The organism is Salmonella sp. SJTUF14076 (assembly GCF_015534835.1).
Lineage (GTDB): Bacteria > Pseudomonadota > Gammaproteobacteria > Enterobacterales > Enterobacteriaceae > Salmonella > Salmonella enterica.
The window spans coordinates 4,300,581-4,317,301 of sequence record NZ_CP064674.1 but is presented as its reverse complement, the minus strand read 5'-3'; the positions used below and the strand labels follow the sequence as shown (position 1 = coordinate 4,317,301).

The 16,721-nt window shown below is 48.6% G+C and carries 1 protein-coding gene; it reads left to right on the top strand.

What is annotated here, in order from left to right:
* Positions 1-6: 6 nt before the first annotated feature.
* The gene (gene siiE / locus HU143_RS20745) at positions 7-16,686 is read left to right on the top strand and encodes a non-fimbrial adhesin SiiE (RefSeq protein WP_023227581.1); all 16,680 of its coding nucleotides are present in this window, start codon (positions 7-9) and stop codon (positions 16,684-16,686) included.
* Positions 16,687-16,721 lie beyond the last annotated feature (35 nt).

The following is a 16,721-nucleotide window of genomic DNA, read 5'->3' as shown; positions in this document are numbered from 1 at the left end:
AATATTATGGGAAATAAAAGCATACAAAAGTTTTTTGCCGATCAAAATTCTGTAATTGATTTATCTTCTTTGGGTAATGCCAAAGGCGCAAAAGTTTCTCTTTCCGGGCCAGACATGAACATTACCACGCCGCGTGGTTCAGTGATCATTGTCAATGGCGCCCTTTATTCAAGTATCAAAGGCAATAACCTCGCTGTTAAATTTAAAGATAAGACTATTACCGGCGCTAAAATTCTGGGCAGCGTAGATTTAAAAGATATTCAACTGGAGAGAATTGACAGCTCATTGGTTGATTCTGCTCAGGTAGAAAAGAAAGGTAATGGCAAACGACGAAATAAGAAGGAAGAAGAGGAATTAAAAAAGCAGCTTGACGATGCTGAAAACGCAAAGAAAGAAGCTGATAAGGCGAAGGAAGAAGCAGAGAAAGCTAAGGAGGCAGCAGAAAAAGCGCTCAATGAAGCGTTTGAAGTACAGAACTCGTCAAAGCAAATTGAAGAAATGCTGCAAAACTTTTTGGCTGACAATGTAGCAAAAGATAATCTGGCTCAGCAAAGCGATGCTTCCCAGCAAAATACACAGGCTAAAGCAACGCAGGCTTCTAAACAGAACGATGCTGAAAAAGTTCTTCCTCAACCTATTAATAAAAATACCAGTACTGGCAAAAGTAATAGCAGTAAAAATGAGGAAAATAAGCTCGATGCCGAGTCTGTTAAAGAGCCGCTTAAAGTCACATTAGCGCTTGCGGCCGAGAGTAACAGCGGTAGCAAAGATGATAGTATAACTAATTTTACCAAACCTCAGTTTGTAGGTAGCACTGCTCCCAATGCCACGGTTATTATTAAAATTAATGGTATTGCTGTCGGTCAGGCTGTAGCGGATAGTTTGGGTAACTTCACCTTCACAGCGCCTGAAACATTGACTGATGGAACATACAATCTGGAGGCAGAGGCCAAGACTGCTGATGGGAGCGGTAGCGCCAAACTTGTCATTACTATCGATTCCGTTACCGATAAACCAACATTTGAACTTTCGCCTGAAAGTAGTGTGTCCGGTCATAAGGGCTTAACGCCGACCTTGACGCCTTCAATTGTTGGTACGGCGGAAGAGAATGCTAAGGTTGACATTTATGTAGATAATAAACTGGTTGCCAGCGTTGATGTCGATAAAGATGGAAACTGGAGTTATGAATTTAAAGATAATGAATTATCTGAGGGCGAAAATAGTATAAAAGTCGTTGCCGTGGATAAAGCAGGTAATAAAAACGAAACGACGGATAGTATCATAACCGACACCATTCCTCCGGAAAAGCCGACGATTGAGCTGGATGATAGTAGTGATTCCGGCATTAAAAATGACAACATTACAAATAGCACCCTGCCAACATTTATTGGTGTGGCGGAACCCGGTTCTACAGTCTCTATTTATCTTGGACTTAAACATCTTGGTGAGGTCATTGTTGCTAAAGATGGGACATGGAGCTATACGCTTACTACGCCGCTCAAGGATGGCGAATACAATATAACAGCAACTGCTACTGATATTGCCGGGCATACCTCAGCGACGGCAAATCTGCCTTTTACTATTGATACCCGTATCAGCTATTTCAGCGCTGAGATTGAAACGACGAATGATAGCGGTATTGTCGGAGATAACGTTACTAACAATACTCGCCCAACCTTTACAGGTAAAACTGAGCCAAATGCTATTATCAGTGTCATAAATAGTGAGACTGGCGAAGAGGTTATTTTTAAAGCGAATGACAAGGGCGAATGGACGTTCAATTTCACTTCCGACTCAGTGGAAGGGATTAACAATCTTACGTTCACTGTTGAAGATGTTGCTGGCAACAAAAAGGATTTTTCCTTTAGTTACGTTATTGATACTATTGCCCCTGTACCTCCGACGGTTTCTTTGGAGGATTATGTTGTTTTGCCGAATGGTATAATTTTATCAGGGAATGATTTACCGGCTTTAGTCGGTACGGCAGAGCCAAAGTCTACCATCTTATTGATGCGAGATGGTAAATTATATGACAGCATTGAGGTTGATTCAAACGGGACCTGGAATTATCAGTTTAGTAATAAATTTCTTCAGGGCGCCTATGATATTGAAATCATTTCTCAGGATGCCGCCGGCAATAAATCCTCTACTGTTAAATATTCTTTTACTATTCAAACTGAAGTTGTACCTCCAAAAGCGGAACTCGATGCCAGTGATGATTCCGGTGCAAAAGGCGACTGGATTACCAATAAACATAATGCTCTGACATTACTGGGAACAGCGGATAGGTTTGCTACCGTAAATATCCTTATTGATGGTAAAACGATAGGCGTGACGACTGCGGATGCAGACGGTAACTGGAATTTTGATATTTCCCGAAATCTGTCTGACAATGTTTATAAGATTACGGTTGAATCCATCGATCCTTTAGGAAGAACGTCATCTGTAGATTATCAGCTTACCATTGATAGCTTTACGCCGATCCCTACTGTTATGTTGCATGATAGCGCTGACTCTGGCGTTAAAGGCGATATGATTACTAAAATTAATACGCCGTTGTTTACCGGGATGGCTGAAGCTAATGCTAAGGTTTCCATCTATGTTGACGGTGTGTTAAGTGGTGAGGCTATTGCTGGCGATGATGGTGTATGGAATTTTCAATTTACCACAGCGTTATCTGATGGCTCGCATGACGTAACGGTAAAGGTAGAAGATATTGCCGGTAATACTGCCTCCTCATCAGCGTATAATTTCCAAATCGTAACGCAAACGCAAAAACCAACAATAGAGTTGGTCAACGATACGGGGGTTGATAATACAGACCATATTATTAATGAAAAGAATCCTGCACTGACAGGGACCGCTGCACCCTATTCAACGGTTAAACTCTATGTTGATGGCGCACTAATCGCTGAGGTCAGAACAAATAAAGATGGCAGATGGGAGTATACCCTGAAAGCCGATCAAGGTTTGGTTGATGGCGATCATAGAATAACCGCTTCAGTTGAAGATATCGCTGGCAACATTGCGCATTCGGATCCTTTCTTAATTAGCGTTGATACTGCTATTTCAATACCGATAGTTTCATTGAGCCCGGATTCAGATTCGGGAATCGCAGATGATAATTTAACGAATATCGTTAACCCTACCTTGCACCTAAAAGATATTGATCCGGACATTATCAGCGTTCAGGTATGGGATGCCGCGTCTGATACGCAGATCGGTGTTGCCACGCAACAACCTGATGGTTCATGGGCCTATACCTTTACTTCAGATTTAACGGAAGGCTTGCATCAGGTTTATGTCAAGGTTGAGGACATTGCGGGTAATAAAGCGAACAGCGCGGTATTCGATTTTACTATCGATACCACAGTATCAACGCCGGTGATTTCCCTGCTTTCTAAGGATGATACGGGGGTGACAGGCGATAACCTGACCAATATCAATAAGCCAGGTTTTGCTATTTCCGGTGTTGATGCCGATGCGCATCGGGTCGTCGTACAGGTGATGCACAATGGCGTGAGCGAAGAGATCGAACTTTCCCACCTCAATGGTAGTTGGTTATTTACACCAGGGAATACGTGGGCGGATGGCAGCTACACGTTAACGGTGAAAGTAGAAGATAAGGCAGGAAATACCAGCTATTCAGCGCCGCTGACGGTCGTTATCGATACCCAAATCGCCATTGATGGGGTGGAACTGGTCAACGATAGCGGCGTGAAAGGCGACAATATGACCAACGACGACCGTCCCCACTTTCGTGTGACGGTACCTACGGATGTCAATGAAGTCCGTCTGAGCATTGACGGTGGTAATTCGTGGGTTCAGGCAACTCCGGGCGTGGCAGGAAGCTGGGAGTATATCTGGCCGACAGACCTGGCAGATGGTCAATACACGCTAACGGTGGAAGCGACTGATAAAGCAGGCAATACAGTGACGAAGACCATCGATTTCGCGGTGGATACCACGCTGTCAGTGCCGGTCATCGTACTGGATAGCGCGGACGACACCGGCATCCAGGGCGATAACATGACGAATAGCACCCAGCCGACATTTGCCCTGCAGCATATTGATGATGATGCCGTTCGCGTTACGGTCAGCGTGGAGCATGGCGGCGTCACCACCACATTTGACGCCACGAAAGGCACAGGCGGATGGAGCTTTACGCCGACAGGGGCGTGGGCGGATGGTGATTATACCCTGAGTGTGTCAGTCGAAGATAAAGCGGGGAACACCAGCCATTCTGCATCGTTGACGGTGACGGTGGACACGCAAATCGCCATTAATAACATTGAACTGGTCAATGACAGCGGTATTCCCAACGATAATCTGACTAATAATGTGCGTCCGCACTTCCAGGTGACGGTACCGACGGATGTCAACGTGGTGCGCCTGAGCATTGACGGCGGCAAGACGTGGTTCAACGCGACCCAGAGCGCGACGCCGGGCGTCTGGGATTATATCTGGCCGGATGATGTGGCCGACGGAGGCTATACCCTGACGGTAGAGGCGACCGACAAGGCGGGAAACAAGACGACGCAGGAACTTGATTTCACCATCGATACCACTCTGTCTGTGCCGACCCTCTCGCTGGACAGCGCAGATGACAGCGGCATCGCGGGCGATAATATCACCAATGTTAAAACGCCGGGCTTTACCCTCAACAATATTGATACCGATGTCAGCCGGGTGATAGTGGAGGTAATGCACAATGGCATTAAACAGGAGGTGCCACTGGTTCAGACCGGCGGACAGTGGCGCTTTGCGCCGACCAGCGACTGGGCGGACGGCGACTATATCCTGACGGTGAAGGTAGAAGATAGGGCCGGAAATGTGAAGCAGTCCGCGCCGTTGACGGTGACAGTAGACACGCATATCGCCATTGACCGTATTGAACTGGTTAACGACAGCGGTATCCCCGACGATAATCTGACCAATGAAGCGCGCCCGCACTTTCAGGTGACAGTACCGGCGGATGTTAACGGTGTAAGACTGAGCATTGATGGCGGCAAAACGTGGTTTGACGCCACGCAGAGCGCGACGTCGGGCGTCTGGGATTACACCTGGCTGACGAATGTGGCTAACGGCCCTCACACCCTGATGGTGGAAGCGTCCGACAAGGCGGGAAACAAAACGACGCAGAAACTGGACTTCACCATCGATACCATTCTGTCAGAACCGACGATTACCCTGGACAGTGCGGATGATAGCGCCGCTGGCGATAACATCACCAACGTTAAGATGCCAGGCTTTACCCTCGGTAATATCGACGCCGACGTGACCAAAGTGGTGGTGACGGTGGCGCATGATGGTAAGAACCAACAGATAGAGTTGATTAAGAACGGCGGTGTGTGGCGCTTTACGCCGGGCGCAGCCTGGACCGATGGCGACTATACGTTGACGGTAAAGGTAGAAGATAAGGCGGGTAATACAAATTATTCTGCGCCGCTGACGGTGACTATCGATACGCAAACGTCTATTGATCGCATTGAGCTTCTTAATGACACGGGTATTGTCGGGGATAACCTGACCAATGAAGCACGTCCACAGTTTCATATTACGGTACCGACGGACGTGAACTCTGTGCAACTGAGTCTTGATGGCGGCATCAACTGGGTTAACGCAACGCTGACGTCTGACGGCGTTTGGGAGTATATATGGCCGACAGATCTGGTCGAAAATACGTATACCCTGACAGTGAAAGCAACCGATGTTGCAGGCAACACGGCGACGGAAACGCTCAATTTTATCATTGATACCACATTGTCGACACCGACCATCACGCTGGATAGCGCAGATGATAGCGGCACCGCCAACGATAATAAGACTAACGTTAAAACGCCGGGTTTTATTATCGGCGGTATTGATTCTGACGTGACTCAGGTCGTCGTGCAGGTGATGCGCGATGGTCACAGCGAGGAGGTGGAGCTGACGCAGACTAACGGGCAGTGGCGTTTTGTACCCGGCAGCGCGTGGACTGATGGCGACTATACGCTGACGGTAACGGTGAAAGATGAGGCGGGTAATATTCGCCACTCAGCGCCGTTGACGGTCACCATCGATACGCAAATCACCATTGACCATATTGAACTGGTCAATGACAGCGGTATTCCCGACGATAATCTGACTAATAATGTGCGTCCGCACTTCCAGGTGACGGTACCGACGGATGTCAACGTGGTGCGCCTGAGCATTGACGGCGGTAAGACGTGGTTCAACGCTACCCAGAGCGCGACGCCGGGCGTCTGGGATTATACCTGGCTGGCTGATGTGGGAGAGGGTAAGCATACCCTGACAGTGGAGGCGACCGACAAGGCGGGAAACAAAACGACGCAGCAACTGGACTTCATCATCGATACCCTACTGTCAGAACCGACTATCGTGCTGGACAGCACGGACGACAGCGGAACAAAAGGCGATAACCTGACCAACGTAAATAAGCCGACGTTTTTACTGGGCAATATTGACGCAGACGCGCGGTATGTCACGGTTGAGGTACAGCATGGCGGCACGAAAGAGGTGCTGACGGCCACCAAAGGCGCGACCGGCAACTGGAGCGTAACACCGACCGGCACATGGGCAGATGGCGACTATACGCTGACAGTGAGGGTGGAAGATGAGGCGGGGAACGAAAAACACTCAGCGTCGCTAACGGTCACTGTTGATACCCAAATCACCATTGATGTTATTGAACTGGTTAATGATAACGGTATTCCCGGCGATAATATGACTAACGACGCCCATCCGCAGTTCCGCGTGACGGTACCGGGGGACGTTAACGAAGTCAGTCTGAGCATTGACGGTGGCGTGACCTGGGTTAAGGCGACACAGAGCGCGACGCCGGGCGTCTGGAATTATACCTGGCCGGGCACCGTGCCGGATGGCGACTATACGCTGAATGTGAAAGCGACTGACAATGCGGGTAATACGGTGACGGAGACACTCCACTTCACTATTGATACCACGCTGTCGACGCCGGTCATCGTACTGGATAGCGCGGACGACACCGGCATCCAGGGCGATAACATGACCAATCGCACCCAGCCGACATTTAACCTGCAACATATTGATGATGATGCCGTTCGCGTTACGGTCAGCGTAGAGCATGGCGGCGTCACCACCACATTTGACGCGACTAAAGACGCAGGCGGATGGACCTTTACGCCGCCGACATCATGGGGAGCGGGCGATTATACCCTGAGTGTGTCAGTCGAAGATAAAGCGGGGAACACCAGCCATTCTGCATCACTGACGGTGACGGTGGACACGCAAATCGCCATTAATAACATTGAACTGGTCAATGACAGCGGTATTCCTGACGATAATCTGACTAATAACGTGCGTCCGCACTTCCAGGTGAAGGTACCGACGGATGTTAACGAGGTACGCCTGAGCATTGACGGCGGCAAGACGTGGTTCAACGCTACCCAGAGCGCGACGCCGGGCGTCTGGGATTATACCTGGCTGGCTGATGTGGGAGAGGGGAAACATACCCTGACAGTGGAGGCGACCGACAAGGCGGGAAACCAGACGACGCAGAAACTGGACTTCATCATCGATACCATGCTGTCAGAACCGACTATCGTGCTGGACAGCACGGACGACAGCGGAACAAAAGGCGATAACCTGACCAACGCGAATAAGCCGACGTTTATACTGGGCAATATTGACGCAGACGCGCGGTATGTCACGGTTGAGGTGCAGCATGGCGGCACGAAAGAAGTGCTGACGGCCACCAAAGGCGCGACCGGCATCTGGAGCGTGACACCGACCGGCACATGGGCAGATGGCGACTATACGCTGACGGTGAGGGTGGAGGATGATGCAGGGAACGTAAAATACTCAGCGCCGCTGACGGTCACGGTTGATACCCAAATCACCATTGATGTTATTGAACTGGTTAATGATAACGGTATTCCCGGCGACAACCTGACCAATGACGTTCGTCCACACTTCCGCGTCACGGTGCCAGGGGATGTCAACGAGGTACGTCTGAGTATCGACGGCGGTAATACGTGGGTTCGTGCAACACAGGGCACGGCAGGGACCTGGGATTACACCTGGCCGAAAGATGTGACCGACGGGCTACATACCCTGACGGTAGAAGCGACCGATAAGGCGGGAAATAAGACGACGCAGACGCTCGATTTTACCATTGATACCCGGCTGTCAACGCCTACCATCGCTATGGATAGCAGGGACGATACAGGTGCCATTGGCGATCATATTACGAGCGTCAAAAGACCGGGCTTTACCATTGGCAATATTGACTCCGATGCGCAATCGGTCATTTTGCGGATCACACAGGGCGGCAATAGCCAGGAAGTGACACTAACCCAGGTTGGAGGACAGTGGCGCTTTACGCCAGATGCTGACTGGGCGGACGGTAGCTATACACTGACGGTAGAGGTAACGGATAACGCAGGAAACGTTCGTCAGTCCACGCCGCTGATAGTGACGGTAGATACGCAAACCAGCATTACTGATATTACATTGGTCAATGATCATGGCGTGCCTGATGACAATCTAACTAATAGCACCCGTCCGCAGTTTGAGATCACGGTGCCGGCGGATGTGAATTCTGTGCAACTGAGCATTGATGGGGGCGCAAACTGGGTGAGCGCGACGCAGGGTATCGAAGGCGTCTGGGGCTATACCTGGCCAACGGATATGGGCGATGGAAAACACACCCTAACCGTCATGGTCACCGACAGAGCGGGCAATACGGCGACGCAAACGCTTGAATTTTTCATCGACACCCGGTTGTCGACGCCGACCATTGCGCTGGATAGTACGGATGATACCGGTACGCCTGGCGATGATATGACCAATCGCACCCGGCCGACTTTTATTCTGCAGAATATCGATTCGGATGTTATCAACGTTACAGTCAGCGTCACGCATAATGGAACGACAACCTCGTTTACCGCGACACAGGGGGCTGGAGGATGGAGCTTTACACCGCCAGCGCCGTGGGGCGACGGTGATTATACGCTGACGGTGACAGTGGAGGATCGGGCGGGAAATACGCGTCCGTCTACGCCGCTGACGGTGACAGTGGATACGCAAATAGCCATTGATCATATTGAATTAGTCAACGATAGCGGCGTCCCTGGCGATAATGTGACAAAACATGTGCGTCCGCAGTTCCAGATCTCGGTACCGGATGATGTGGAAAAGGTTCTTCTGAGTATTGACGGCGGCACGACCTGGGTTACTGCAATCAAGAGTTCGACGGCTGGCATTTGGGATTACACCTGGCCGACGGATATGCCAGAGGGACAGCATACCCTGATCGTGGAAGTGACTGACGGTGCGGGTAATAAGATGACGGGGACGCTCGATTTCACTATCGACATCACGTTGTTGACGCCAACCATTGAGCTAGCGCCCGATCAGGATACCGGACAGAATAAGAACGATAATCTGACCAGCGTCACTCAGCCGGTATTTGTGTTGGGGAGTATCGATAAAGATGTTCGACACGTGGAATTGAGTATTGAGCATAACGGCACGTTTAAAACGGTGGTACTCACCGAATCAGCCGACGGCTGGCGCTATCGACCGGATTCTGCTTTGGCGGACGGTAGCTACACATTCACCGTGACGGTAACAGATGTGGCCGGTAATCAGCAAACATCCGCGCCTTTAAAGGTGACGATAGACGGTACGTTGACTACGCCGGTGATTGAGCTGGCGGCCGGCGAAGATAGCGGTACTGTTGGCGATCGCCTCACCAATCACGATCGGCCTGTGTTCGACATACGCCAGATTGATTCTGACGTTACGCGCGTGATGGTCAAAGTAACTTACAACGGTAAAACGCACGAGGAAGCGGCGGTATTCACCAATGGTCAATGGCGCTTTACGCCTTCTGCGAGCTGGGCTGATGGCTCATATCAGTTAGCCGTTGTGGTGGAAGATCTGGCGGGGAATGTAAAAGAATCTGCGCCGTTAGAGGTACGTATTGATACCACGACAACCATTAACAATATCGTATTGCTTAATGATACTGGCGTGCAGAATGATCAATTAACGAATGTTGCCAAACCGTCATTCAGAATTGACGTTCCCGGTGATGTCGTCCAGGTACGCGTAACCCTGGATGGTGGCGCTAACTGGAATGTGATACGCAAAAATGCCGACGGACAGTGGATTTTTGACAGCCCGAATACTCTGGTTGACGGCACATATACCCTTCGCGTAGAGGCCACGGATGAGGCAGGTAATATTGCGAATAAAGATTTAGTATTTAATATCGATACTAATATACAGGTTCCGACTATTGCTTTAGACGCAGGACAAGATACCGGAGCGAATACAGCCGATAATATTACTAATATTTCACGACCCACCTTTACGATTGGTAATGTTGACCCCGATGTTATCAAAGTCGTGGTGACGATTGATGGTCATGATTATAACGCGACTAAGGTTGGGGCTGGTTGGCAATTTACACCAGGCAATGCCATTCCGGATGGTTCTTATAATATTACCGTTACGGTTGAAGATAAGGCCGGAAATACCGCGACATCGAAACCATTACCTGTTGTGATAGATACGACGGCTGAAATTGAAAGCGTCACGTTGGTTACAGATAGCGGTGATAGCGATGTAGATAACATTACCAAAGTCGACAAGCCGCAGTTTAGTATTGTTACCGCTGATGATATTACCCATGTGCGCGTTAAAATCGATAACGCCGCTAATTGGATTGAACTCACAAAAGGAGGGGATGGTCGCTGGATATTTAATGTCGGTTCGGCATTACCTGATGGGCAACACACTCTCTTGGTTGATGTGACTGATATCGCCGGCAACGTTGCGCAAGAAACGCTGCAGTTTACGATTGATACGACTCTGCGAGAGCCGACAATTGTACTCGATCCCACCCATGATACTGGTGATGATACTAATGATAATCTTACCAGGATTAACAAACCGGTGTTTATTATCGGTAATGTCGATAATGATGTATCACACATTGTGGTTCATCTTGATGGTCGGGATTACACCATTGAAAACAAAGGGGGGAATTTAACCTTTACGCCGGATCAACCGCTGTCTGACGGTCAGCATACGATCTCTGTTACCGTAACGGATATTGCTGGTAATACCAAAACATCGGCCGAACTGAAGATTGAAATCGACACGCAGGTTCAGATTGACAGTGTTACGTTAACAACAGATAGCGGCGTCAACGATCACGATAATGTCACCAATGCTACCCGTCCCTCTTTTGAAATTGCAACGCCTGATGATGTGACATCGGTGCTGGTTTCTTTCGATGGCGTAAACTGGACGCCCATCAGTAAAAATGCGGCCGGGCAGTGGCAATTTACTGCAGGTAGCGCATTGCCTGATGGTCATTATACTCTCCATGTCCAGGCGACGGATCGGGCAGGGAATACGGCAAATTCCACGCTGGGCTTTACCGTGGATACGCAGATTGACGGCCTGAGCGTCGTGATGCTGGACGACGCCGGAAAGGATTCTACGGATGGTATTACGAATATTACCTCTCCACGTTTTGAAATTTCAGCCAGAGAACAGTTGCAGAGCGTGACGGTAATTTTAAACGGGAAATCCAGCACCCTGACTCAGGGAGCAGGTAATAAATGGCTGTTTACCCCTGATACACCGTTAGTGGATGGAACTTACAAAATAGAAATAGTGGCTGAAGATATCGCAGGTAATAAAATTAGCAAAGAGGTATCATTCACAATAGACACTATTGTTTCTGATCCCAGTATTGATTTGCTGGACGCGGATGATACTGGCGAAAGCGCTGTTGATAATATTACGAGTGTCACTAAACCACGTTTCGTTATTGGCAATGTACCCGCCGATATTGATACTGTGGTAATCAGAATTAACGGCGTTTCTTATCCGGTTACGGCAAATGGCAATAACCTCTGGGAATTTCAGGTTCCCGTTGCGTTAAACGATGGCGTATATGAAGCCGTTGTTGTCTTCAGAGATATTGCCGGAAATACTTCTGAAACTAAGCTGCCCTTTACCATTGATACCACGACAAGCGTCAGTGTCAGAATGGAGCCAGCGTCTGATACCGGCAGCTCCAATAGCGATAACCTTACGAATAAGCAAAATCCCAAATTCGAAGGTACTGCAGAGCCCAATGCGAAACTGGTGATTACCATTGTTGACGATAAGTCAGGTCGGGAGGTTTTAAAACACACGATTACGGTTGGCGCCGATGGCAACTGGAGTGTGACGCCGAATATACTGCCGGATGGCATGTATACCATCAACGTCGTCGCAACAGATGTCGCGGGAAATACTGCGCAAACGCAGGAAAGATTCACTATCGATACGGTTACGATCGATCCCACCATTCGCCTTTCGGATCCATCTATTGATGATCAGTATGAGGCAACCAGCCTGCGTCCTGAGTTCAAAGGGCTCGCCGAAGCGTTCTCGACGATTATGATTCAGTGGGATGGGAAAGTGGTCGGCTCGGCAAACGCCAATGCGAATGGTGAATGGAGTTGGACGCCGCCATCAGTATTAGCGCCAGGCTCCTATGTTGTGAGCATTGTTGCCAAAGATAAAGCGGGTAATGAATCGTCGCAGGTCGACTTTCCTGTAGTAATACCTGTTATTGATGTCACGCCTCCAACCATAAAGCTCAGCGAGGAGAGCGATAGTGGTGCCTTAGGAGACTTTACGACGAATAATAAAACGCCGACCCTGATTGGGAGCACGTTACCTAATACGATTGTGAGTATTTATGTGGATGGCGTGAAGGTCGGCGAGGCGACAGCGGATACAGCGGGCCGATATACTTTCCAGTTATCGGAAATGAAAGATGGCCATTATGTCGTCCAGGTGGGTATCGTCAACCCTCGCGATAATAGCGAACTGCGTTCCACCGCCGTTGATGTCACTATCGATACCGAGGTTGCTGAACTGGTATGGAATATATCTGGAATGCATGAGGGCGGATATATCAACACGGTGACGCCGGAGATTGGCGGCACCAGTGAGCCAAACAGCAAAATCACTATCTTTGTGAATGGCGTTGAAAAAGCGATTGCTTATACGACAGGCGCAGGACACTGGGGCGTAGTATTACCCGCTTTGGGTAATGACGGTAATTATGAATTAACGTTTAAAGTTGAAGACGTTGCCGGCAATATCAGAGAGTTTGGTCCGCAGAATGTGATACTGGATACGGTAATTTCGCCGTTAACCGTGGTATTACGCGAAGCTGATGACAGTGGCAAAGTTGGCGACTGGATCACCAATAAATCTCATGTCACCATCGATGGTACTGCCGAAGCCGGAAGTACTTTGACCATCAGGAATCCGCAGGGAGTGGTTATTGCTACCCTGGTGGTAGGCAATGATGGTCGATGGAGCGCAGAATTAGATCTGCGTGAAGGTAGTAATGCCTTTGTCGTGGTATCGGAAGATAAAGCGGGCAACAGCCAACAAAAAGATATTCTGATAGAACATGATACGCAGATTGAAATCAGCGATATTTCATTAAGTCGGGATACTAATAGCGGTGATAAATATGATCTGATTACCAATAATAAGTCTCCGGTACTGGTTGCCATGACCGATCCCGGCGCGACGGTACAGGTTTATATTAATGGTGTGTTACAAGGCACAGTAGAGGCGAGTTCGTCAGGTAATATTAGCTATACCATGCCGGCAAATAGCGCCGACGGCGAGTATCAGGTGCAATTTGTTGCTACGGATACTGCTGGTAACCGGGTTGAATCTGCGATTACGACCGTGACAATCGATTCTCAAATTGCTGTCTTTGATATTGATGAAGATTCATTACCGGCCCTCTCTAATAACCGGGCGTTGTCAGTCTCAGGCGTCGGGGAGGCTGGTTCTCAGGTCAGCATCTTTGTCGATGGTAAATTAGTCAACGTTGTTATGGTTGAGGCTGATGGCTCATGGCGCGCGCCGATACTGCTGCAAGATGATGGTACGTTTAATATTCATTTCAGCATTACTGACGTTGCTGGCAACACTCAAGTAAGCAAGAATTACAGTGTGGATGTCGATTCATCAACCGACTTCCCAACGCTCAACCTTGAAGATGCGAGCAACTCTGGTTCACTTGACGATCTGATTACTAATCACAACAAGCCAGTGTTAGTTGGCACCGCAGAAGCGGGAGCCACAATCCATATTTATGTGGATGAAAAGATCGTGGCAAATGTGCTTGTGCTTGAAGATGGAACCTGGTCCTATCAGTTTGATAATGCGTTAAAAGATGGTGAATATTCTATCCGTGTGGTTGCCGAAGACCCGGCAGGTAATACGGCAGAATCGCCTCGCTTACTCGTCACGATAGATACCAGTACGTTTATCGATAATCCTGCTATGGTGGCAGGTTCTGATAACGGTATTTTCAGTAATGATAGTATAACGAGTCAGACCCGGCCTACGTTTAGTATTTTTGGAGAAATGAACCAGAGTGTTCAGATTTTCATTGATGGGGTGTTAGTCGATACGATCACGGTGACGGACAGAAATCAAGTTTATCGACCTGAGTCACCGTTGGGCGATGGTTCCCATAGCATTTATTATGTTATCACCGATAAAGCAGGCAACACGGCTACCTCGAAAACGCTAAACTTTACTATCGATACCTTTAATACGACGCCTGTCGCCATTGATTCTATCGGTGGACAAACGTTAGCAGAGATGACCGGTAGTGATGGCAAAATATATATAACGGACACGACGCGTAACTTATTGTTTAGTGGCAGTGCCGAGCCCAATAGCAAAATAGAAATCATCATTAATGGCTTAAATGTGGGGGAAGTTTGGGTTAATGAAAAAGGCCACTGGCAGATGCCGGTGAACCCGCTTTATTTCACAGAAGGCCAACTGGATATCACTGTTAAATCTACGGACCGTGCTGGTAACGTAAATCAGGAAAAGTATTCCATTTGGGTCGATACGCATATCCAGGTATTTACCAGCGAGCTTGATGACAATAAATCATCATCGAAAACGGACTGGTGGAGTAATAGCTCCACTATTACCATGAGAGGTATGGGGGAAATTGGCGCTACGGTATCATTAATCGTGGCAGGGGTCACGCTGGCAACCGCTGTCGTTGCGGCTAATGGGCAGTGGGAATTATCGACCGATCAGCTTCCGGAAGGGAAATACGATATCACTTTGAGTATTGAGGATCACGCAGGCAACCGTAAGGAAGAGGTACATGAAATATTTATTGATCGAACGCCGCCAAACGCTCCGGTCGTAACTTATTCAGACATTGTCAACGATCTAATTATTATGCAGGGAACGGCGGAAGCCAAATCTCAGCTAATAATAACCGATAGTAATGGGAATACTTATACGTTAACCGTTCCTGATAATGGTAAATGGAGTATGGCGATCCCGTATCCATCGGAAGGGAAGTTTACCATTACGAGTGTGGATGCGATTGGTAACCGGAGTGATGATGTCCCTCTCGATATCATGAAAGAGGTTCCCGTTATTTCATTATCTCCAGACTCAGACAGTGGTACGGTGGGCGATAATATTACGCGCGATAAGCAACCTACCTTTATTATCGGGAATCTGGAAAGCGATGTTGTGGTCGTTCAGGTCGATATCAATGGGACAGTATATAATGCTGAAAAAAATGCCGATGGCGTTTGGTTCTTTACGCCAGGTACACCGTTAGCTGATGGTTCCTATACGATATCGGTAATCGCAAGCGATGCCGCGGGTAATCAGAAAAACTCGTTACCCATTACCGTTACGATCGACAGTACGCTGACGGTGCCGGAGATTGCGTTGGCAGCAGGTGAAGACAATGGCGTTTCAGACAGCGATAACGTGACGAATCACACCCAGCCTAAGTTCACGCTGCAGCATATTGATGCTGATGTGACCGGGGTGACCGTAAACGTGACGCATAACGGCGTGACAGACACCTATCAGGCGACGCAAGGCGCGGATGGCTGGACCTTCACGCCGCCAGCCGCCTGGAATGATGGTACCTACACGCTGAGCGTGACGGTGGTGGATCGCGCGGGGAACTCACAGCAATCTGCTTCGCTAGCGGTGACGGTTGACTCAACGGTGACGGTAACAGCGGATAGCCAGCATGACGATGCGAGCGATGACGCCACGCCAACAGCGGTTACTCCACCGGAGTCTGAAACAGTGAATGCCGAAAGCGATACGCATCTTCGTACAGTGCCGTCTGCGGCGGAAGAAAGCGTGGTGAAGGAGACGGCCTATAGTATTACATTGTTAAACGCTAACTCTGGGGATGAAATAGATCGTTCAATTAGTCAGACACCTTCTTTTGAAATATCAGTACCTGAGAATATTGTTAATGTCAGTGTTATGTTTGAAGGAGAAGAGTTTACTCTGCCGATAACTAACCAGAAAGCAATATTCGAAGTTCCGCTATCTTTGGAAGATGGTGAATATACTATGGACGTGAAATTCATTGATAAGGACGATGATTTCCTGATTAAGGAAAAAACATTCTCAGTCGATCACTCCTCGGCGGATATTGTGAACGCAATGAATGCAAGAGGAAAGACCGAGGATGATATTAATGATTCCCCTTCCACGAGTTCTGTAGGGCACAACAATAACGGCGCTATTGATGTTTTCGCCGTTAATGAAGTTACGCTACCTGTAGATAATCAAGAAGAACACGCATAATAACGGAGGCCCCTCACCTTTGGGTGAGGGGGTTT